The sequence below is a fragment of the Paenibacillus sp. FSL R7-0048 genome (assembly GCF_038004505.1).
GTDB lineage: Bacteria > Bacillota > Bacilli > Paenibacillales > Paenibacillaceae > Paenibacillus_AQ > Paenibacillus_AQ odorifer.
The window spans coordinates 5075319-5097352 of the sequence record NZ_JBBORF010000001.1 but is presented as its reverse complement, the minus strand read 5'-3'; the positions used below and the strand labels follow the sequence as shown (position 1 = coordinate 5097352).

Here is a 22034-nt window from a genome sequence, read left to right as displayed (position 1 = left end):
GTTCTTTAACTTTCGGGTCACCTTCCCACATCAAAAATATGTCCAATAAGAGCCGCAGAAATGCGGCTTTTTGTGTATTCAACAAGAAAAACCAAAAGAAATTTACCGAAATTCCATATTCCAGTGCAACCTTCCAAGTTTTGGGGCGTTATAGAAATGAGAGACGGAAGAGATCTGTACAGAACATGACATTCCGTAACGTTACAATGCTAGGGATAACCACTACACTTTTGGAGGAATGAGAATGCGCAAATGGGGTCTGCATTACTTATGTTTATTAATTCTTGCGGTGGTATTGGCAGGTTGTGGCTCGGGTGATAACAATTCGGCGGCAGACAAATTAGCTGGTGACGGCGGAAATACGAGTAATTCTGCTGCAGCAACCACTGAGCAATCTTCGAAAGCTACATTAGCGGATAAGAGCACCTCAACAGAAGCTGAGACAGCAGCGGGAGGCAACGAAGCCCCAGTTGAAAAAGGTTTGACATCAGAGAACACGGATCAAGGGAACGCGGGATTCACGGGCAGTGATGTCGTGGAAGGATTGAACAAGAAGCTAATCTATCATGCCAATCTGACTATGGAAGTAGAAGATTACGGTAAAGCTCAGACTGAAATCCGCAACATGGTAACGATGGCTAAAGGATATATTATAGAGTTTAACGAAAACATGTCGCAATATGAGCAAGGAGGGACGTTTATCCTTAAGGTGCCTGCCTCCGGGTTCTCTCCTTTTCTGAATAATTTGGAAAAAGTAAAACACGAATCGCTACAGCGCAGTATTCAAGGTCAGGATGTCTCGGAGGAGTATGTTGATCTGGAGTCGCGTCTAAAGGCAAAGCAGTTAATGGAAGCTCAATACACAGAGTTTATGAAAAAAGCAACGAAATCAAGTGATCTGGTCGCCTTTGCAAACGAGCTTGGTTCGATTCAAGAAACGATTGAGCAGATCAAAGGCAGAATGCGATATATAGATCAGAACGTATCTTTTTCAACGGTAGAGCTTAGAGTGTACCAGACGGATGAGAGCTTAGCCGTGAAGGAAAAGGCAGAGCAAGGTCCATTGCTAGAACGGGCATCGGATGCTTTAAAAGGAAGCCTGAACGCACTATCTGTTATGTTTCAGTGGATTTTTGTAATTCTTGCAGGTGCATTGCCGATTCTAATCGGTGCGGGCATTATTTTAGTCATCGTTTGGTTTGCCCGCAAAAATATCCGTGCACGACGGGAGCAGCAGACCCAGCGGATACGGCAGGAAAATCGGGAACTGAACAAGGCGGTACTCCCTGGACCAGCAGAGCCAAAGGTGACAACCTCAATAAAGGATAAGAAAGCTAACGAGGACGAGAATAAAGAATAAGCTCCTATGAATTAAAAAGCCTCCAATTCATGGTATACCGTGAATTGGAGGCTTTTCTTTTCTGTAAGACAGTACAGTATTTCGCTTTTATCGAAGATTAGGCAGGCTGGAAGAGTACACGATACTCGCCATAGCCCTCTTTCTCCAGATCCTCTTTTGGTATAAAGCGCAGTGCCGCTGAATTAATGCAGTAGCGCAGGCCGTTTTCCCCTGGACCATCGTCGAAGACATGACCTAGATGGGAATCTGCTACTTTGCTGCGCACTTCTGTGCGAACCATCAAATGGCTGAGGTCCGTCTTTTCCTTCACGGCGTAATCGCGAATCGGACGTGTAAAGCTGGGCCAGCCACAACCGGAATCGTATTTATCCTGCGAACTGAATAATGCTTCACCAGATACGATATCTACATAAATGCCTTCTCCGTGGTGATCCCAAAAATCATTTCGGAAAGGTGACTCTGTAGCGCTATTCTGAGTGACTTCATATTGAAGTGGCGTCAGACGTTCTTTCAAGCTTAGTTTGTCTTCTTTATGTGTCCAGTGGGTTTCGATAAAATCCTCTCGTCCGGAACCCTTACGGTAACGTTTGTAGTGGCCCGGGTTCTTACGATGGTAGCCCTGATGATATTCTTCGGCAGGATAGAAGGTTGCTGCCGGGAGGATCGGGGTAACAATCGGGCTAGCGAATCGGCCGCTTTCTTGCAAAGCTGCCTTGGAAGCCTCTGCTTGTTGCTTCTGCTCTTCAGAATGGGTGAAGATAGCCGTTCCGTAAGAGGTGCCGCGATCATGGAATTGTCCACCCGCGTCGGTTGGGTCAATTTGCTGCCAGAATAACTCAAGCAGCTTGCTATAAGGGAAAATTTCTGGATTGAACGTAATTTGTACGGCTTCAACATGTCCTGTAGTTTCGGAGCATACCTCTTCATAGGTAGGATTCACTGTATGCCCGCCAGTATAGCCGGAGACGACACTAATAATGCCTGGCAATTCCTCGAACGGCGAGACCATGCACCAGAAGCATCCACCTGCAAAGGTTGCTTTTTCCGCCTTGGAATTTATATGGTTAGTCTGATGTTCACTCATTAATATCCCTCCATTCATGTAATGCAATTAAATAGATCACAATCTAATTATAAAGCAAATAACCACAGCCTGCCAGCTTACGCCAAATAAGCTCTCTGTTACCTAGTGTTTTTTACTTCCTGTGAACTGTAATGAAAGCTTAGTCCGGCTATAATAAGCACAATGGCATAAACAATGATGGCTATAATCGCATTTCCAGGGTTCTGGAACAGTTGATCCCCAAGGAAGGCATACAAGGCGATGCCTGGGATTTTTCCAATAGCTGAGGCAGCTAGATAACTCCAGAAGGGCAGCCCGGCTGCTCCGGCATAGATGTTAACTGCTGTCTGCGGGATAATCGGCAAGAGACGTGCTAAGACAATAGAAGCAAAGGGCCGCCGTTCTATGCCTTTTGTGAATTTCTCGAGTAGGGGAATAGAAGTCAGATAAGCTCTCGCTTGATCTTGAAATAAGAACTTCACTACGCCGAAAAGGAATGCGGCAGCAAGGGTTGTAGCTACCCAGCAAATTAAAGCACCTGCCAAACTTCCGTATGCATAACCAAAAAATCCGATGACCGCTTTGTACGGTACAACTGGAAAGAGAGCCAGTAAAGTTGCGATCCCTATAGAGCCGAAAAGATTATGATCCTCTTTCATCCAGCTAAGGATGTCATATCTGTAGATAAACGCAAGGATTGTGCCCGAAACATAAAGAATAATCGAGAACCATTTTCTCATAGCTAATATACCCTTTCTTCCACTCATTCATCTCATCATACGGGATAAAAAGTAAATATTGAAGTGAAGATCATTGTCGGCGAACGCCAAGCAGGTATAATAACATTTATAGAGAACAAAGAGAGAGATAAATTCTTGAATTATAAAGAGGGGAGTTAAATCAGTGATCGTTTCTGCACGCAAAAGAGTCGCCATCATCGGGATTGGCAATATCGCCCGCAAAGTATATTTGCCACTGCTCTCTCAGCATGGACAAGTTGAGGTAGTGGGGGTTCTCAGTCACTCATCCACAACAGTAGAGCAAGCTGTTAATGCCTACCGTTTTCCTAAAGGAACGACAAATTTGGACGAGCTGTTGTCTTGGGACCTGGATGCAGTATTTGTGCATAGCCCAACGACGACCCATTATGATATAGTAACAAAATGTCTCGAACATGGGATTTCGGTGTATGTAGATAAGCCGCTGTCCTATGATCTGGAAGAATCCAGAAGGATGGCAGAGCTGGCAGAAAATAAAGGGCTGCTGCTAGGCGTGGGCTTTAATCGGCGGTTTGCCCCAATGTATGTCACTGCCAAGAGTTGGCTCGAGGAAGCCGGAGGCATTAGCCATTGCCATGCGATTAAACATCGCACAAAGCTGCAGTTAGGCAGCAGCCGTGAGACTGTGCATGACGACTTGATTCATATGCTTGATCTGCTGTTATGGTTATGTGGAGATCAGTATGAGCTGCTTCGCAGTAATCTTCAATCCAATGGAGAGGGGCGACTTGTGCAGGCATCTGGAATGCTGGGTTGGGAGCAAGGCTCAGTGGGGATGTATAGCATGCTTCGTGAGGCGGGTGTTGATTTGGAGAAGCTGGAGCTGCACGGTAATGGACGTTCGGTGGAAGTGGCAGATCTGGACCAAGCCATCTTATATGAAAAAAATACTTTGCCACGGACCCAGAGCTTTGGAAGCTGGGATACGGTGCTGGATAGAAGAGGTTTTGGTGGAGTGGTAGATCATTTCCTGAACAATATAAATACACCAGAGTTATGCAGTATTGCTGCTTCAGCAGTTCTGCCTAGTCATAGATTGGCAGCTCAGCTTGCTGAATGAGGTCTCTAAGAAAGGAGTAAAATATGGAAGACAACCGTAAATTAGTGGAGGAACAAATCATCGAAAGCTATAAGCGTGAGGAAGAGATGATGATCCTTGTATTCGCCCAGTGGTGCGTGAATCAAGGACTCGACCCGCACAGTTTATATTTACAGGCTTATCCACAGCAAGAAGGGAATGAAGCCTTGCGAAAAGCGCTTGCCCTAACGGTTTCTGCGGAGGAAGCAGGGGATATTTCTGATGACACAGTTCTGGGCGTACTCTCCTTATTCGGAAATGATGACTTGGCGCAAATCGTGACAGAAGCGATCTCTAAAAGGGAATCTAAAGCACATACAGGGGATTGACAACGAGGATATAATGATAATGTCAGATGAACTTTTTTTAGTAAACGATGTTCATCAGGGATGAAATGTGTTAATATTATATATACTAACTAATAGTAAGTTTCGCTAGTGAGAGGTGAGAACAATGGAAGAACATCAAATTTCGATGTGTCCCAGATTTGAGACAGCCTTCTCTTTCTTAGGCAAACGTTGGAATGGACTTATTATTCAGACATTGATGAGTGGACCGAAGCGGTTTAAAGATATTTCCGGCCTCATTCCTTCAATGAGCGATAAGATGCTGTCCGAGCGGATGAAGGATTTGGAAGGTGAGGGTATTCTGGTTAGACATGTATACCCGGAAACACCTGTGCGTATTGAATATGAACTAACAGACAAAGGCCGTGCGCTGGAGCCTGTTATGCAGCAGATTCAGTCTTGGGCTGAGAGCTGGGTAGAGTAGAAATCAAAGTCGTGTTGTGGCCCTTTTTCCTGAAGAACGGAGGAGGGCTTTTCAATTTTTAAATAAAAACCTTGCACAGATCGAAAAAATCTGTAATATAATAGAAAAAACGTTGTATGTTCCTTGCATGGAAACGCTTGCAATATTGGTTTTTGCTCAAATCTACTCAGCTGGAGTACAGGCATAGCAAAACTATTAGGAGGCGAGGGAGATGAAGACCACCCTGTTTTCCCGGGAAATAACGTATGGAAAAAAGGATGTTGCTGAGCTGGAGAACGCTTCGATCAAAGTACAGCTCATCTATGACAAGACGTTGTTCATGCTGCATAGCCATCTTCCAGATTCCTTATGGGATGCGTGGATTGGCGTGCCTTACAGCATTATCTCTTCACTCTACAAAGGCAACAATGATAGCGGGACTATTTTTCAAAAATGGATTCAAAGTCCTTCTGGCTGGAAATGTATCGGCTGTGAACGGCATTGTCTGGAGTCGACGGAACCTCTTCAAGAAGTGAATGTGGCCAGTAATCAACGACAATATAAGTTCCATAATGGCATTCGCCAAAGCATGGTGCTACAAGCCCTAATTTGGTCCATGTACGAGAATACCGTATTATTCAAACCCTTTTTAGGGGATGAGCCCTTTTTTGATGAAGATGATTTGCATACGATATCCTCTTATTTCGTGCCAACTTACCTTAATGATCTACGTCTTCTGGAGCAGTCTAAGCCTTGTAAAGAGTACAAAGATCAGAATATAAAGATATATCAGGAATGGATATCCGCCCCTGACCTTGTCCTCAAATGGAACGGAGGCCTAACAGAAGGCAGATGGATGACTGGTGTTTATATGGATCACTCCCGCTTTGCTGGCTTAGGACCTTATTTGAAGGACGCAAAGGGTAAGCGAACGTATATGCAGGCTTATGTTCAATAGAAGATACAGATTTTAGTGTCAGGTCGATTGTGGAGATTTATCTCCATGATTGACCTGTTTTTGTTATCTGCTATTTTCAGGGCAGTAATTAGAATTAAAAAATTAAAAGAAAGGATTTAAAGTAAAATAATGGGAAGTTAAGCCGATATATAGGTTAGATATGCGCTCCTGTTACTTAAGTATTTAAAGATAAAATAGTACATAAAGCTCTGGAATGATGAGTCGAAGAGTGTAGCACATTGGATGGTCTAAGTGTAAGAACTGGAGGTCATGAATGGCATCTAACAAAATGGTATTCAAAGAAGACGAAGTTGAACGACTGCAGACAAAAATTAGACAGGTTAGCCAGGACACCAATCGGTTGTACTTGCAACTGAAAGGTCAAATAAATAATTGGGATGGTATCCCGCTGGGATCAAACCAGATAAAAGCCCAAGTGCTTATCAACGAATTGACGGTAGAGGCTGAGAAGCTTGAAGATATTATTCGTTCAGCTGTAAAGGGTGTTCAAGGTGTTCAGGATCAGAATAAACGCCAGATGAATCAACTCTTTCAGCAGTTTGGCGCTTTAGGAAGTATGTTCGGAAGGCTAGGAGGAGACAGCGCAATTGGGCAGTTTTCGATCCCACCAGCAGCTCAGAAGGCGGTCACGAATCTGATCACCTCGATTGCTGCTCTAATGGGAAAGGATGAGCTGGATAGCGATCCTATGGTGAAGAAGCTTCAAACAACTGTTAAGAATTCGGGACTGGGAACGATTGATTCCATTGCCGCACAAAGCAAGCTGAAGGATATCTACCAGGCACGGAATCAAATCGCAAAGGCACAGACCGCCTATGAGGTATATCAGGCGTTTGGAAATCGGACGCAAATGGATGCAATGCATAAGCTGGCGGATGACGCACGTAAGAAGCTGGAATCCTTGGGTATAGGCGAAGTCCAGTACCAGTTGGGTAAGAATTTAAGCGCTAATTTTAAGAGGCCAGCGGTACAGGCGTGTGATTATGATCCATCGATCACGACGTCTAATGTGCCCCTACTCCAAAATGAAGAATACCTCTTACTACTGCGAATGGCGATGCAAAAGGAAGGTGTTGGGGAGCAGGCCAAGAGTCAATTGGCAGGGAAGCGGCTGGAAATCGAACAAGCAGAGAATCAACTAAAGGGCAAATCAGCCTTTGATTTTAGTGAATATGATAAAAAGTTAATGGGGAATACGTGGGTCCTCAGTAAAAACGGTGTGACAGATCAAAAAGCAGCCCAAGCGAGCATCGCCTATCAGGAAGCTATTAGAAATGGAGATATCCAGCTAGAGCGAGAAGAACCAGGTGTGGATATCATACTGGAACAGACGATAGCGGCAACAGAAGGTTATAATTATTTCACAGGAGAAAAGATATCGAAATTACAGGCGTATTCCATTATTATTAGTGGTATACTCTATAATTTCCAAGGAATTAGCGTTAGCCGTGGGGGGCTGAATAAGAACTTAAAGCTGCCTAAAGGTTCGGTGAAAATTCCTAAGCAAACTGTTAAAACACCCGTGATAGAACTACCGGAAGTTAAGGTTCAACCAAGTGACATACACGTGAAGGCGGTTGAGGGGACTGGAAATGTTAAACCTGTTCAACAAATCAATAATAGGTTTCCAAATGATATTCAAACTGGAAAAGAGTTTTCTTTCAATATCGAAAATGGATACTTGAAAAATAACAGTGGTCTTTCCGAGGTTGATTTTGTTGTAGACATGAATGGCAAACTTCATATTGGGAGAGGGCATTCCTTTTTGGCAAATGGGGAGTCTGTTCAAGCGGCAGGAAAGCTAAAACTTAATAATCAGGGACAGGTCCGAAGCATATCTAACTTATCCGGTCACTATACTCCTTCAATTGAGCAAGCAAAATTATTCTCACAAGTTCTTGAGCAAATAGGGGTGAAAACTAAAAATGCATGGCTTGAAATATACACCATAGAAACAACTCCTTCAGGTTACGTTAATACAAATGAACTTGTTAAGATTTCTAGTATTCAGATAAAGTAGGTGATGAACGTGGAAGAGATAAAACAGATGAATAAAGATATTTTTAAAGGGAATTTATTAAAAACTATTGAGGAAATATCAAGAAAGAAAGGATTGATTTTTACCGATTGTAAATTTGTTATAGAGCCTGTGAAAGAAAAAGACAAGCCGCTAAACGGTGCAGATGATATGATGAGGCTAAACATTTTAAGTGAAGAAAACATTGGGAATAAGCAATTAACGCTGGATAAAACTATAAATATACTTTGTGGACTAGAACCATTAGTACCAATATGGATAGATGTAATCTTCATTGAAATGAATGAAGACACGGCTATTTATAAGTTGCGGTGCAGTTTAAGGTTTAGAAAGCCGACTTTATTAAGAAATGCAGAAACTGGACACGCTCCTTTTAAGGCTGTAACAGAAGAAACTTTTTAAGTATTGCTCAAGCTTCTTCTTTTGGTGGGGCTACCGAGTGCCTAAGTAATCTATTATTCAGCCAATAACACATATAATACCTGTATAAAATTTCGTCATTTCGTTTGTACATACAATAATGCTTGGTAATTTTAACCTAAAGTACGCTAAAGCGTTATGTAAACAGGTTGATTGTGGTCAGAGATCACCATAATTGACCTTTTTCGTTCAACAAAGAGATACAATTTTCGTGAGTACAATCACAAGTCAAAACTCCTTTCAGGGTTAAGGTGAACAGGTAGAAAAGATTTTTTCAGAACCTGATCACATATCCCGAGGAGGAACTATTATGGAAACTAAACAACCTAATGATAGAATTTCGGATTTACAGCATAAGCAATCGGTGCAACCTGGATTTACTCCAGATGCCCTGGTAAAAGATATTGTACTGCAATTCCCAAAAGCTGCGGATTATTTCAAGTCCAAACGGATTGATTTCTGCTGTGGAGGCGCCAAACCTCTTGCTGAAGCAGCTGTAGAGCGTGGACTAGATCAAGAGATGATCATTAGTGATCTCAACAAGCTGTTCGAGGAATATCCGGTACCTCAAGAAGAACTCGCATGGAACACAGCACCTTCTGCAGAGTTAATCGAGCATATCGTGAGTAAACATCACCATTACCTGCGTGAAGAGCTGCCCCTGATTAGCCAAAATGTAACTAAGGTATACCGGGTTCATGGCGGAGATTCCCCTCATTTAGAAGAGTTATATAGTTTGTTTAATGCACTCAAGGAAGATCTGCTTCAGCATACAGCTAAAGAAGAGGAAGACGAGTTTCCAAAATTATTAGCGTATGATGCCAATCCAAGTGAAGAAGGGCTGACCATACTTCGTGAGGCATTAGTTGACCTTGAGAGTGAACATGACACAGCAGGCGATATATTGAGACAAATACGCAAAATAACAGCTGATTTCACCCCACCGGCTCATGCTTGTACAACCTATCGTTTGACTTATGCCCGGCTAGAGGAGCTGGAGAGCATGACTTTTGAACATGTTCATCTGGAGAATAATATATTGTTCCCTAGATTCCAGTAGAAAAAATGAGTTTTCATAGAGTCCCTTAGGGGACTTTTTTTATATTTGAGAACAAAGCTTATTTACGTTATTCTTAAATAGACAGTATGCATAACTTACTACAAGCCTGAGACGCTGTGTGGTCATTAGGCGGGACAAGGCGGTGTCACTATGCCCACGAAATATATGTGGAGGTTGTTACTAGGATTAGTCATCGTATTCATAATAGGTGGGTGTTCCACTCTTGCTGACATTAATAATGAAGGGAATAATGGCTTAGCAGGATCAGACGGGCCTACGCTTTCGCTTATCGTTGCGGGAAATGACTTGCTTACCAACCCTTTGGACAAGCAGCTTAGCGAGAGCTACAGAAAAGGGATAACGATCTTTGACCTACTGAAAGGTAGTGGGAAGGCCACCTTTTCTGAGGATAACACAAGCATTCTAACGGTAAATAATATTTCACTCGGTCCAGGAATGAATTGGGAGCTGCAAATGGATGGGGAGACCATTGGACCTGAGGATTGGGGTCGAACAGTCGGGCATGAATCAAAATTAGTAATTACGGCGATGTCTAAGGAACAAGAGGAACCCCTTCAAATTGTGTTGTTGACCGTGAATGGTGGAAGTGAGCAAGTGAATTTGAATCATTCATATGTTATGGGATTTACTGAAGATTTAACAGTGAGAGGTTTGTTGAAGAACAGCAGTGTGGTGCAGTTGACCGAAGACAACAAAAAGGTGTTATCCATTGGTGATTATACTCCTCTTAGCAATGAAGTTTGGAAGATGAAGGTGAATGGGAAGCAGCTGCTTGAGAATGGAATGGACATGAAGCTTAGAGTGCAGGATGAATTGGAGATTTTATTGGCTATACGTTAAAAAAAGTACATAAATGCCAGATCAACGGTTGCTCAGAACCCGTGATCTGGTTTTTTTTATTGGAAGTTATAACCTAATAAAGTTGCCTTACTTTTATGTGAAAACATTCACATTTAATGTGACTGTAATCACAATCTCTCTTAAATTTTGAAATGTATAATTCCATTATGTAGAAGAGAAGTTGAAGCAAAGTTCAACAAGAACGGATAAGAATGAGGAGGCACCTAACCATGGCAGCGAAGAGAGAAAAATTAGTATTAATAGGCAACGGTATGGCAGGCATAGGTACGCTAGAGCAGATATTGAAGCTAGGTGGAGCTTATGACATTACGGTCTTTGGAAGCGAACCTCATCCCAATTATAATCGGATCATGTTGTCCTATGTTCTCGAAGGCAGCAAAACCATCAATGATATCATCCTAAACGACTGGAATTGGTATGAAGATAACAACATTACCTTGCATACAGCAACAACAGTTACACGAATTGACGAGCATTCTAAGCAAGTAATTGCAGATAACGGTATGGCTGTTTCTTACGATAAAGTGATTATTGCAACGGGTTCGAATTCATTTATTTTACCTGTACCTGGTTGTGATAAGGAAGGCGTTGTGGGTTTCCGGGATATTGCAGATTGTGATGCAATGCTGGCTGCGGCTAAACAATACAACAAAGCGGCGGTAATCGGCGGGGGGTTACTTGGCTTGGAAGCGGCAAAGGGTCTTGTGAACCTTGGCATGGACGTTACTGTAGTGCATCTGATGGAAGATCTAATGGAGCGCCAGCTGGATCGTAATGCCTCCTATATGTTGCAGGCTGAGCTAGAGCGTCAAGGCGTGAAATTTGCTATGGGCAAACAAACAGTAGAATTGACCGGGGAACAGAGAGTAAGTGGATTACAATTTAGTGATGGCACTTCACTTGCGGCTGATTTTGTAGTTATGGCTGTAGGCATCAAACCGAATATAACTGTGGCAAAAGAAAGCGGAATTGCTGTTAATCGTGGGATTGTAGTGGACGATTATCTGCAGACCTCTATGCAAAATGTATATTCCATTGGCGAATGTGCCGAACATCGCGGAGTTTGTTACGGATTAGTAGCTCCGCTATTCGAGCAGGGGATGGTTCTAGCTAAACATCTCTGCGGAAGCGATACAAACCCATATGAAGGTTCTGTTGTCTCCACCAAATTAAAAATTTCCGGAGTGGATGTATTTTCTGCAGGTGAGTTTATGGATTCTCCTGAACATGCTGTAATCTCAAGCAAAGATGAATGGAAGCGAACCTATAAGAAAATTCTGCTCAAAGACAATGTCATTGTTGGTGCAGTCCTGTTCGGGGATGTGACAGAGTCGGCTAACCTGCAAAAGTTAGTAAAACAAGGCGCTGTAATGACCGATGAAATTTATACAGAGGTTATGGGTACGGGCTGCTGCGGAAATGGAGCCAAAAAGAGCACATCCGTAGAAGCGATGGCGGACGAAGAAATCGTTTGTGGCTGTAACGGGGTTACGAAAAAAGCGATTGTGGATGCGGTCATAGAAAATGGTTTTACTACTGTGGACGAAATAAAAGCATGTACAGGAGCGACGCGCTCTTGCGGAGGTTGTAAACCGGTTGTAGAACAAATTTTACAATTTGTCCTGGGTGATAGTTTTGAGCAGTCTGCCAAGCAAGGAATTTGTAACTGCACAACGCTTAGCCGGGATGAGATTGTTGCTGAGATTACAGCTAAAGGTCTTAGTACTACTAAAGAGGTTATGCATGTACTGGGTTGGAAACAAGAGGAAGGCTGCTCTAAATGCCGTCCGGCGATTAACTATTATCTGGGGATGATAAATCCGGATACACATCAAGACGAGAAGGAATCACGCTTTGTTAATGAACGTATGGGAGCCAATATTCAGAAAGACGGAACCTATACCGTTATTCCACGCATGTATGGCGGGGTAACGACACCGGAGGATTTGAAGAAAATCGCCGATGTCTCCCTTAAATATGATGTAAAAGTTGTGAAGGTGACGGGTGGGCAACGCCTGGATCTAATCGGGGTGAAAAAAGAGGATCTGCCGAAAGTATGGGAAGAGCTCGATATGCCATCAGGTTATGGTTATGCCAAGTCGCTACGTACCGTTAAGACTTGTGTGGGTTCACAGTTCTGCCGTTTCGGCACACAGGATTCGCTGGGAATGGGCGCGCTCATAGAACGTAAGTATGAACGTCTTGATTTTCCTGCCAAGTTTAAAATAGCTGTCAACGGCTGCCCGCGTAACTGTGCGGAATCCTGTACGAAGGATATTGGCATCGTCGGTAATGATGGCGGTTGGGAAGTGTTTATCGGTGGTAACGGTGGGATCAAGCCACGGATCGCTGACTCCTTCTGCAAAATAAAGACCGATGAAGAGTTGATCGAAGTGTGCTCCGCTGTGATGCAATATTACCGTGAGACCGGCAATTATTTGGAGAGAACCTCCGAGTGGGTTGAGCGTATGGGACTTGAGCAGATTCAAATGGTCATTTTGAATAATGAAGATAACCGCAAAGAGCTGGCCGCACGGATTGACTTTGCTCTGACTCAGGTTACGGATCCTTGGAAAAAAATGCTCAATGACAGCAGCACTCGTACTGCGCTTTTTGAAGAAACAAGAGTCTAACGGATATAACACACACAGAAGGGGAGAGACCAATGAATAAGACCACACAAACGTATGCAATAGGATCAGTACAGGATTTCCTGCTGCAAATTGGCCGCGTAGTGATTGCTGGAAATATTGAACTGGCTGTGTTCCGTGCCTCTGACGGAGCCATCTATGCAGTAGAGAATCGCAGTCCTCATCCTAAGGGGGGACCGCTTGCTGAAGGGATCGTGTCAGGTCACTATCTGTACGATCCACTGTACGATTGGAAAATCGATCTGCGCACGGGTGAGGTGCAGGCACCAGACCAAGGTAGTGTGGTGACTTATCCAGTCACACTGGACGGAGAGAAAGTTACAGTGAGCGTGTAGACACCGAAGCTTGTAGTAATAGATTTAATAGAAAACGGTGGGGTGGAGTATTATGTTTACGCAAAGTGTGGAGAGCATCGTAGAGACGGCAGTCAGTAAGCGGGACAAAATGAATGAAAGCATACCAAGATATTTTCTAGCAGCCCTATTGGCAGGTGCTTATGTAGGTATTGGGATTATCCTTATTTTCTCCCTAGGAGCACCGCTAGCGGCTGCCAAATCTCCTTTCCAACCGCTTATTATGGGCACATCCTTCGGCATCGCCCTGACGCTTGTAGTATTTGCAGGCTCAGAGCTGTTTACCGGGAATAATATGTTTTTTACTGTAAGTACACTGGCAGGCAGAACCAGTATCTGGGATACCGTTAAGAACTGGATTCTTGTATTCATCGGGAATGTGGTAGGTGCAGTGATTTTAGCACTTTTAATTCGTGGGACTGGGTTGTTCAGTGCTGCGCCGCCGGAGCATTTGATTTTTACAGCCGCTGCTAAAAAAATGAGTCTCCCGTTCTCCGAGCTGTTTTTTCGTGGAATCCTGTGTAACTGGCTGGTCTGTTTAGCGCTATGGATGTCCTCACGCGCTAAAAGTGAATCTGCTAAGCTAATTTTAATCTGGTGGTGTCTGTTCGCCTTTATCGCAAGCGGATATGAGCATAGTGTGGCTAATATGACTCTGCTTAGTGTTGCTGTGTTGCTTCCAAATCATCCGGAAACCATTACGATAGCTGGATGGCTGCATAATATGATCCCTGTAACTTTGGGGAATATCATTGGTGGAGGCGTATTCGTCGGTATGGCCTATTGGGTGATCTCACCAGTGCGTGGTGCTCGCAACAACCGTTAAGATCCATTTTTAATTAACTATATTAGAGCTGAACCGATCTTGGGTTTAGCTCTTTTTTTGTTGAATATAAAAAAAAGACACCTGCATTAGGCGCCTTGGACCACTCTATTTTATATTATGCAGAATAATTGGGTCATGTATGTTTCATTGAGGTGAATAGAGGGTATATTATAACGGAATTAGATCCGGCAGATTTCGTTCGGACACAATTCGCAGTGGCAAATTTCTTGCAGCATGCCAAGGTCCTTGATGACAATCATACCGTTCTCATACTCAACAGCATCTTTTTTACGCAGGTCGCTCAGCATCCGGTTAACACTTTCACGAGTGGCACCGATCATGTTGGACAAATCTGTATGCGTAATTTTTTTGTTGATAAGGATATTCTCACCATCGCTGCTCTTCTCACCGTAGGTGTTGCCAAGACGAATGAGCGTGGAGCAGAGTGCACCTGGTTTGCCGTACATCATTAGATCACGGAATTTAGTTTGGGTGAGACGGTGATGAATACCCATCCATTTCATAAAGTCGATAGCAAAGTCACAATGTTGGCAGATGAGAATTTCTAGATCCTTTTGTTCGATGACGCCAACTTCACTTTCTTCAATCACTTCGGCTGTAAAGCTATGCTTAGTGCTGAAGAATGGATCTGCTTGACCTACCATATCACCAGCTTGATACATATAAAGAATGAGTTCTTTACCTTCATCAGTAGATTTAGTTAATTTCACACGTCCACGTTTGATATAAAACAATTTATCCGAGTAGTCGCCTTCCCAGAATAGATGTGAACCCTCTGGAACTATGCGCTCTTTCATTGTAACTAGAAGTCTGTTGAAATTCTGTTCGGAGAAACAGTTTGTATTTCCGTGGGCTTCGATAACATTGTAATGTTCTTTTAGCATAATCGACATCCCCTTTATTCCCTCAGTTTTTCAGTAAATTTTAAATTAATTATACCTTGAAAATCCCTCGAATTGGTTATAAAAAATCGTTTAAAAGTGTCGAATTTTCAACATTGTGATAAATTTCACTTCTAAAGTGTTCGATGTAATATTCTTTTTAACTAAAAAAGAGTAAGTGATCTCACGTTTATGATATATGAACAGCGGCTATCCATTATTCTCAAATACTGGGTTAATCGCTGTTTTTTTGCGTCCCCGTTAGATTGTAACATATAACACAGTTGAAATTCATGTTCAAGAAATTAGTTTTATCTCAACTCCGTATAAATGCACACATCTTCATTACGGTCGGACATTGGCTCTACTGCTATGCAGCGATATCCTGAAATTGGAGCAAAAATCAGGAGAAGGAGAAATCATATATGGCAAAAGTAGCAGACAAATATCTTAAGGTTGATCCGTGGGCAATTATTGAAGAGGGCTTTGATCCAGAGCGAAACCGGACTTCGGAATCTATTTTTTCATTGGGTAATGAATATATGGGTGTACGGGGATATGCAGAGGAAGGGTATTCAGGTGACACCCTGCAAGGAAGTTATTTTAATGGATTAAATGAACAATTGGATATTGGCAATCACTACAAAGGGATTATTCGCTCGCTGAGATATATGGTGAATGCGGTGGACTGGCTGTATACACGTCTATCTGTAGATGGTGAACAGCTTGATTTAGCAAAAAGTAACGTAACGGATTATGTGCGTAGGTTGGATCTTCGTAAGGGTACGTATCGGAGAGAGCTAGTCTGGCATCTAAACGATGGCAAGTCGCTAAAAGTAGTCTTTACACGTCTGGTCAGCATGACTATGTCTCATTTGGGGTTGCAGCGGGTGGAATTTGAACCCCTTAATTTCTCGGGGAGCGTGGACATTTGTGCAGGTCTTGATTTCGACATTATTCATGAAGAACGCGGCGAATGTATGTGGAACAGTCTCCGCAGCGGAGTAAGTGGAGCGTCCTCTGCTATTATGGCGAGTACCGTGAATACTGGGAACAAGCTGTTCTCAAGCTTTACCTTACAATCCTCGCAGCCGTTGCAGCTTACTGCTGTCGAGAGTGATAAGTTTGTTGGTCAAAATTTCACCCTGGACCTTACGAAAGGAGAAGTCTCCTATTTTACCAAACTGGTTATGAACTATTCGGATAGTGATTCTGCCCATACAGCTGAAGAGCTGTGGAGCAAAGGTCTGTCTCTTGCTGAAACCGCAAGCCAATTGACGGATACTCAAATAATCGCTGATCAGACAGCTTATTGGAAGGGCATCTGGGAGACAAGTGATATCCGAATTGAGGGCGATCCTGAGAATCAACAGGGTATTCGTTTCTGTATCTTCCAGCTTTATCAGACCTATCATGGCGATCATCCCGGTTTTAATATTGGTGCCAAAGGGCTGACGGGGGAAGTATATCGTGGGTTGGCTTTTTGGGATACAGAATCCTATTGCTTACCGTTCTATATGTTCAATAATCCAAAGGCTGCCCGGAGCTTATTGGAATTCAGATATAAAACATTGCCACAGGCTATGCAGCGCGCTAAAGAGGTGGATTGTGAGGGAGCTTGCTATCCTATTGCTACTATAGATGGAACAGAAAGCTGTGATCTCTGGCAGCACTCTAATCTTCAGCTTCATGTAGGGACTGCTGTTTCTTATGGCATTTGGCATTATGTCAAAAATACCGGTGATAAAAGCTTCCTGCATAGTAAAGGGGCTGAGATGCTGATTCAGATCAGCAGATTCTATGCTACACGTGGTCAATGGGGGCAACGCAGCGGGGAATATGGTTATTTTGGCGTAATGGGCCCTGATGAGTTCCAATTGATGGTCAATAACAACTGTTACATTAATCTGATGGCTCAACAATCTTTTGAATACACCTTAGAGACTCTTCGGGAGATGAAAGAACAGGTTCCTGCTGCTTTTGCAGCTGTGGTAGAAAAAACTGGACTCCATGACGAGGAACTCACCGATTGGGAAAATAAGGCGCAGCATATGCGGATTCCGGTTGACGAAGTGACAGGAGTTTATGAAGAGCATGATGGGTTCTTCGATATGCCACATATTGATATTCATTCGATTCCGGTAACAGAATTCCCATTATATTCGAACTGGTCATATGATCGTTTGTATCGCTATGACATGATTAAGCAGCCGGATGTACTTATGTTTATGTTCTTGTACAGCGGACAATTCTCTAAAGAAGCGAAGCTGGCGAACTACGAATACTACGAGCCTAGATGTATTCATGAGTCTTCGCTGTCACCTTCGATCCACTCCATTTTGGCAAGTGAAATTGGCAAACCCGAGGAAGCATATTCGTTTTTTGAATTCGCTACTCGACTGGATTTAGACAACTATAACCGCAATACCCGTGAAGGGTTGCATACTACCTCAATTGCTGCTGCTTGGATGAATATTGTTTACGGCTTTGGCGGAATGCGATCGGATGGAGCGCGTCTGTCCTTTCAGCCAACCCTGCCAGAACGCTGGGATGAATATAGCTTCCAAGTGTTGTATGAAGGAGTGCTTCTGAGAATTGTGGTCGACAAAAATTCAGTAACAATCACTGCGGTTAATGGTGGAAGTACCGAAATTATAGTGTACGGACAGTCGATTACAGTGGATGCTTCCGGAAAGACGCTTCCACTAGGTGAAGGGATGCTGGCAGGATGAACTGGATCGTAAAGGATAGTTGTTTTGATAAACAGCTTGTGACGACGAACGGTAACAAATATATGTTAGGCAACGGCTACATGGGATATCGCGGCACACTGGAGGAATCCAGTAAAACCGAGCTAGCAGCTGTCACCCTCGCAGGTCTATATGACAGAGCAGGAGTCAAATGGAGAGAACCCGTTAATGCCCCTAATGGATTGTTGACCAAAATTTTCTGTAATGATCAGCTCTTAAGTGTGCTTGACCGTGAACCGGTCGCTCATACTCAGGAGCTAAATATCCGAAATGCCATTCATCATCGGAGCACTGAATTTGCTGTATCTGACGGAGGGACGTTGACGTTTACCGCAGATCGTTTCGTAAGCCAGGATAATCTTCACTTGCTCGTTAGTAAATACTCTATTCGCAGCACACAAGACTGTCGAGTAGCCATTGAGACGGGAATTGACGTAGATGTGTGGGATATCAATGGACCTCATCTCTACGGACAAACGGTGCAATTGAAGGACGAGGTGCTGATCTCTTCATCGGTTAGCGGAGAATTGAAGATTCCGGTGGTTGTGGCGGAGAGGGCGGTATTCAGTTTTGGTGAGGAGCTACTGAAAGATGGGGCTGCTGTTCGCCGGATTTCTTTTGATGCCCGTGCGGGTGAGACGTATGAATGGTTTAAGTATGTAGCAGTCTATACTGGACTTGATGCGGATCAGCCGGAGACGGAAGCTGTTAAATCTGTCCATGCTGCTGAGGTGCTGGGTTATGAGGCGTTATTTAAGGCTCACCGTCTGATATGGGATGAGAGATGGTCACACAGTGATGTAATCATCGAAGGTGATGAAGCTGCCCAATTTGCCTTGAGATATAGTATCTATCAGCTGTTAATCATTGCGCCTACAGTTTCGGAGAAGGTGTCTATTCCAGCCCGGGGATTATCGGGTCAGGTATATAAGGGAGCTGTATTTTGGGATACGGAAATGTTTATGTTGCCGTTTTTCCTGCACAGTGATCCTAAGGTAGCGCGGAACTTGATGATGTACCGGATTCATACATTGGATGGTGCTCGCCGTAAGGCAGCGGAATATGGATTTTTGGGCGCATTTTATGCTTGGGAAAGTCAGGATACGGGAGACGATGCCTGTACTTTGTTTAATGTGAATGATGTATTTACAGGCCGGCCGATGCGCACCTATTTCCGCGATAAGCAGGTTCATATCAGTGGTGACGTTGTGCATGGGATCTGGAAATATGTTCAATTCACAGGCGATGAAAGTCTGCTTACTAGTGGAGGAGCAGAGGTCATTTGTGAATGCGCTCGCTTTTTCTACTCTTACGCTTACTATAATTCGGTTAAACAGCGGTTTGAGATTCTGGATGTTACAGGTCCGGATGAATATCATGAGCGTGTGAACAATAATGCTTTTACGAATGCACTGGTTAAAGAGACGCTTGAGATTGCCTTGCGTACGGCAGCTTTGCTGCAAGAAAAGTATCCTGAGGATTACATTCAATTGTCCGCTCAGTTTAGCTCAGGGCCATTCCTAGAGGAGTTCAAAACGATGCTGGATAGCTTTTATGTTCCACAGCCTGATCCTGCCAGTCTTGTTATTGAACAATTCGACCGGTACCTCACCTTGGAGGATGTAGAACTAACAGAACTGAAATCACGTGTGCTTAATAAAAATGAGTATTTTGGCGGCGGCAATGGCTTAGCTACCACCACAACCATACTTAAACAAGCAGACGTTGTGTTGATGCTGAATTTGTTCAAGCACTCCTTTAGCAAAGAAGTGAAACAAGCGAACTGGGAATTTTACGAACCGCGTACGGAACACGGATCAAGCTTAAGCCCTTGTATTTACGCTTTGGTAGCTGCTGATATTGGTTCACCGGATTGGGGCTATCCGTATTTTATGCGTACGGCTACCGTCGATCTCACCGGCGAATCTAAGCAATATGTAGGGGATCTCTACATCGGAGGGACTCATCCGGCTGCGAATGGTGGTGCTTGGATGGCTGCGGTTCTTGGCTTCGCTGGGTTGGACTACGATGGAGGGGTTGTGCACATCAATCCATCTCTGCCGCAACATTGGCAGTCCGTTCAGCTTCCGGTTACCCTGCGCGGCGATACCATCCAACTGCGGATCAGAAAGGATGAAGTCACTGTGATCACAGCTGCTGATTACAGTGGAGACTTAGTATTCTCGGTGCGAGGCGGAGAAGGCAAGTCTTGCTCCGCAGGTGAGACCCTTCGACTGGCCTTTGACGAAACGGGATTATAAATATTAATACACAACGGAGAGGAAGCAAATCAATGTTGGAAAATATGAAAGGCGCCATCTTTGATCTGGATGGCGTGATCGTAGATACAGCCAAATATCATTATTTGGCGTGGGCGAGTCTTGCAGATGAGCTTGGCTTTAAATTCACGGAGGAGGATAACGAACGGCTTAAAGGTGTGAGCCGGATGAGATCACTTGATATCCTGCTGGAAGTGGGTGGCCTGGAATTTAAGGAAGCAGAGAAGCTGGCAATGGCGGAGAAGAAAAACCGCCTGTACGTAGAATACATTTCTCGACTCGAGGAATCGGAGCTGCTGCCTGGAGTGAAAGAATACCTAACAGGATTGAGATCACGTGGGATTGGGATTGCGTTAGGTTCAGCCAGTAAGAACGCTGAGTTTATTTTGAATAAGCTGAACATTACAGACTTATTTGATGCAGTTATTGACGGCAACAAAGTGTCACTAGCCAAACCGGACCCAGAGGTGTTCCTGATCGCGGCTCAGGAGATAGGCTTGCAGCCGGATGAATGTGTTGTGTTTGAAGATGCTGAGGCAGGCGTTCAAGCAGGTAAAGCTGCTGGGATGGAGGTTGTAGGTATCGGCAAACCTGAGGTGCTGAAGGAAGCTGATCTGGTCGTAAAAGGATTGTATGAGCTGCTGACAGACTAAGGCTCTAAATGAACATGGGACCGACTCCAAAGTAGCGGATGACTTTGGGGGCGGTCTTTTTTTGTGCAAAGTCTCTGTATTTAGCTAGCTCAGACTTTCTATCGGACCCCATAGTCGCTATTAGCCATAAATCGGCTCATTTGCGAGCCTATCGGACCCCATAGTCGCTATTGGCTCGAAAAGTCCTCGTATCGCGCATGTTTGGAACGAATAACGCTTCTGGAGTCCGAACCTCTCTGTAAAAGCAGGAATTCGTTCAAATAGCTGCATCTGAGTCCGATAGCTTATCGTGAAAAGAGTGTGTGTGGGAATGCAAAACGCCGAATAAGTAGTAAGTCGCACATTGAGTAATCCAAACGCACAACAAGCAGCAAGTCGCACAGTAAATAATTCAGAAGGTTAGTCAAAAAGCTCAACAGTTTATCGGACCCCATAGTCTCTATAAGTAATAATCCGGCTCATTTGCGAACCTATCGGACCGCATAGTCGCTATTGGCGCGAAAATCTTTCACATCGCACACGATTGGAACGAATAACGCCTCTGGGGTCCGAAACTCCCCGTAAAAGCAGGAATTTGTTCAAATAGCTGCATCTGAGTCCGATCGCTCATCGTGAAAAGAGTGTGTGTGGGAATGCAAAACGCCGAATAAGTGGTAAGTCGCACATTGAGTAATCCAAACGCACAACAAGCAGCAAGTCGCACAGTAAATAATTCAGAAGGTTAGTCAAAAAGCTCAACAGTTTATCGGACCGCATAGTCGCTATAAGTAATAATCCGGCTCATTTGCGAACCTATCGGACCCCATAGTCGCTATTGGCTCGAAAAGCCCTCATATCGCACACGTTTGGAACGAATAACGCCTCTGGGGTCCGAACCTCCCCGTAAAAGCAGGAATTTGTTCAAATAGCTGCATCTGAGTCCGATCGCTCATCGTGAAAAGAGTGTGTGTGGGAATGCAAAACGCCGAATAAGTAGTAAGTCGCACATTGAGTAATCCAAACGCACAACAAGCAGCAAGTCGCACAGTAAATAATTCAGAAGGTTAGTCAAAAAGCTCAACAGTTTATCGGACCGCATAGTCGCTATAAGTAATAATCCGGCTCATTTGCGATCCTATCGGACCCCATAGTCGCTATTGGCTCGAAAAGCCCTCGTATCGCACACGTTTGGAACGAATAACGCCTCTGGAGTCCGAACCTCCCCGTAAAAG

General features: G+C 43.9%; 18 protein-coding genes. 15 read left to right on the top strand and 3 right to left on the bottom strand.

What is annotated here, in order from left to right:
- Positions 1-244 precede the first annotated feature (244 nt).
- Positions 245-1360: a DUF4349 domain-containing protein gene (locus NSQ91_RS22775; protein ID WP_179088194.1), complete on the top strand. Its 1116-nt coding sequence runs from the start codon at positions 245-247 to the stop codon at positions 1358-1360.
- Between the two features lie 97 nt (positions 1361-1457).
- Here the strand turns inward: NSQ91_RS22775 and msrA are convergent, their stop codons facing one another.
- On the bottom strand, positions 1458-2444 hold the full coding sequence (gene msrA / locus NSQ91_RS22770; protein ID WP_038572566.1) for a peptide-methionine (S)-S-oxide reductase MsrA: 987 nt from the start codon (positions 2442-2444) through the stop codon (positions 1458-1460).
- Positions 2445-2542: 98 nt separating this feature from the next.
- Positions 2543-3163, bottom strand: a complete 621-nt coding sequence (locus NSQ91_RS22765; protein WP_076304676.1) for a TVP38/TMEM64 family protein — start codon at positions 3161-3163, stop codon at positions 2543-2545.
- 166 nt (positions 3164-3329) lie between these two features.
- Between NSQ91_RS22765 and NSQ91_RS22760 the strand changes: the two genes are divergently transcribed.
- The 11 genes from NSQ91_RS22760 (at position 3330) to NSQ91_RS22710 (ending at position 14239) form a co-directional block, all read left to right on the top strand.
- A complete protein-coding gene (locus tag NSQ91_RS22760; RefSeq protein ID WP_370510789.1) occupies positions 3330-4262 on the top strand; it encodes a Gfo/Idh/MocA family protein in 933 nt (310 codons plus the stop codon).
- A gap of 23 nt (positions 4263-4285) precedes the next feature.
- A complete protein-coding gene (locus NSQ91_RS22755) occupies positions 4286-4609 on the top strand; it encodes a hypothetical protein (protein ID WP_076184188.1) in 324 nt (107 codons plus the stop codon).
- A 124-nt stretch (positions 4610-4733) separates the two neighbouring features.
- Positions 4734-5051, top strand: coding sequence for a winged helix-turn-helix transcriptional regulator (locus NSQ91_RS22750; protein WP_036682958.1), 318 nt, complete (start codon positions 4734-4736; stop codon positions 5049-5051).
- Positions 5052-5262: 211 nt separating this feature from the next.
- Complete coding sequence (locus tag NSQ91_RS22745; protein WP_076302708.1) at positions 5263-5988, top strand: hypothetical protein; 726 nt, start codon at positions 5263-5265, stop codon at positions 5986-5988.
- A gap of 274 nt (positions 5989-6262) precedes the next feature.
- A complete protein-coding gene (locus NSQ91_RS22740) occupies positions 6263-8029 on the top strand; it encodes a hypothetical protein (protein WP_076304678.1) in 1767 nt (588 codons plus the stop codon).
- A 27-nt stretch (positions 8030-8056) separates the two neighbouring features.
- Entirely contained in the window at positions 8057-8449 is a 393-nt protein-coding gene (locus tag NSQ91_RS22735; RefSeq protein ID WP_081387696.1) for a hypothetical protein, read from the top strand.
- 382 nt (positions 8450-8831) lie between these two features.
- Positions 8832-9527 (top strand): iron-sulfur cluster repair di-iron protein, encoded by a 696-nt coding sequence (gene ric, locus NSQ91_RS22730; protein WP_076184247.1) that lies wholly within the window; start codon positions 8832-8834, stop codon positions 9525-9527.
- A 150-nt stretch (positions 9528-9677) separates the two neighbouring features.
- The gene (locus NSQ91_RS22725) at positions 9678-10388 is read left to right on the top strand and encodes a hypothetical protein (RefSeq protein ID WP_076130686.1); all 711 of its coding nucleotides are present in this window, start codon (positions 9678-9680) and stop codon (positions 10386-10388) included.
- Between the two features lie 230 nt (positions 10389-10618).
- Complete coding sequence (gene nirB, locus NSQ91_RS22720; RefSeq protein ID WP_076304679.1) at positions 10619-13042, top strand: nitrite reductase large subunit NirB; 2424 nt, start codon at positions 10619-10621, stop codon at positions 13040-13042.
- Positions 13043-13074: 32 nt separating this feature from the next.
- Positions 13075-13395 (top strand): nitrite reductase small subunit NirD, encoded by a 321-nt coding sequence (gene nirD, locus NSQ91_RS22715; protein WP_076193069.1) that lies wholly within the window; start codon positions 13075-13077, stop codon positions 13393-13395.
- 52 nt (positions 13396-13447) lie between these two features.
- Positions 13448-14239, top strand: coding sequence for a formate/nitrite transporter family protein (locus NSQ91_RS22710; protein WP_076280502.1), 792 nt, complete (start codon positions 13448-13450; stop codon positions 14237-14239).
- Positions 14240-14418: 179 nt separating this feature from the next.
- On the opposite strand, the gene NSQ91_RS22705 is transcribed toward NSQ91_RS22710, so the two are convergent.
- Complete coding sequence (locus NSQ91_RS22705; protein WP_036682945.1) at positions 14419-15144, bottom strand: Crp/Fnr family transcriptional regulator; 726 nt, start codon at positions 15142-15144, stop codon at positions 14419-14421.
- Positions 15145-15566: 422 nt separating this feature from the next.
- Between NSQ91_RS22705 and NSQ91_RS22700 the strand changes: the two genes are divergently transcribed.
- From NSQ91_RS22700 to pgmB, 3 genes are read left to right on the top strand one after another with little or no spacing between them, the layout of a single operon-like run.
- A complete protein-coding gene (locus tag NSQ91_RS22700) occupies positions 15567-17873 on the top strand; it encodes a glycoside hydrolase family 65 protein (protein WP_076304680.1) in 2307 nt (768 codons plus the stop codon).
- Positions 17870-20152, top strand: a complete 2283-nt coding sequence (locus NSQ91_RS22695; protein WP_076304681.1) for a glycosyl hydrolase family 65 protein — start codon at positions 17870-17872, stop codon at positions 20150-20152. The genes NSQ91_RS22700 and NSQ91_RS22695 overlap by 4 nt, the downstream gene beginning before the upstream one ends.
- 32 nt (positions 20153-20184) lie before the next feature.
- Positions 20185-20823 carry a beta-phosphoglucomutase gene (gene pgmB / locus NSQ91_RS22690; RefSeq protein ID WP_076193075.1) on the top strand — a complete coding sequence of 213 codons (639 nt, stop codon included), beginning with the start codon at positions 20185-20187 and terminating at the stop codon, positions 20821-20823.
- The last annotated feature ends 1211 nt before the right edge of the window (positions 20824-22034 follow it).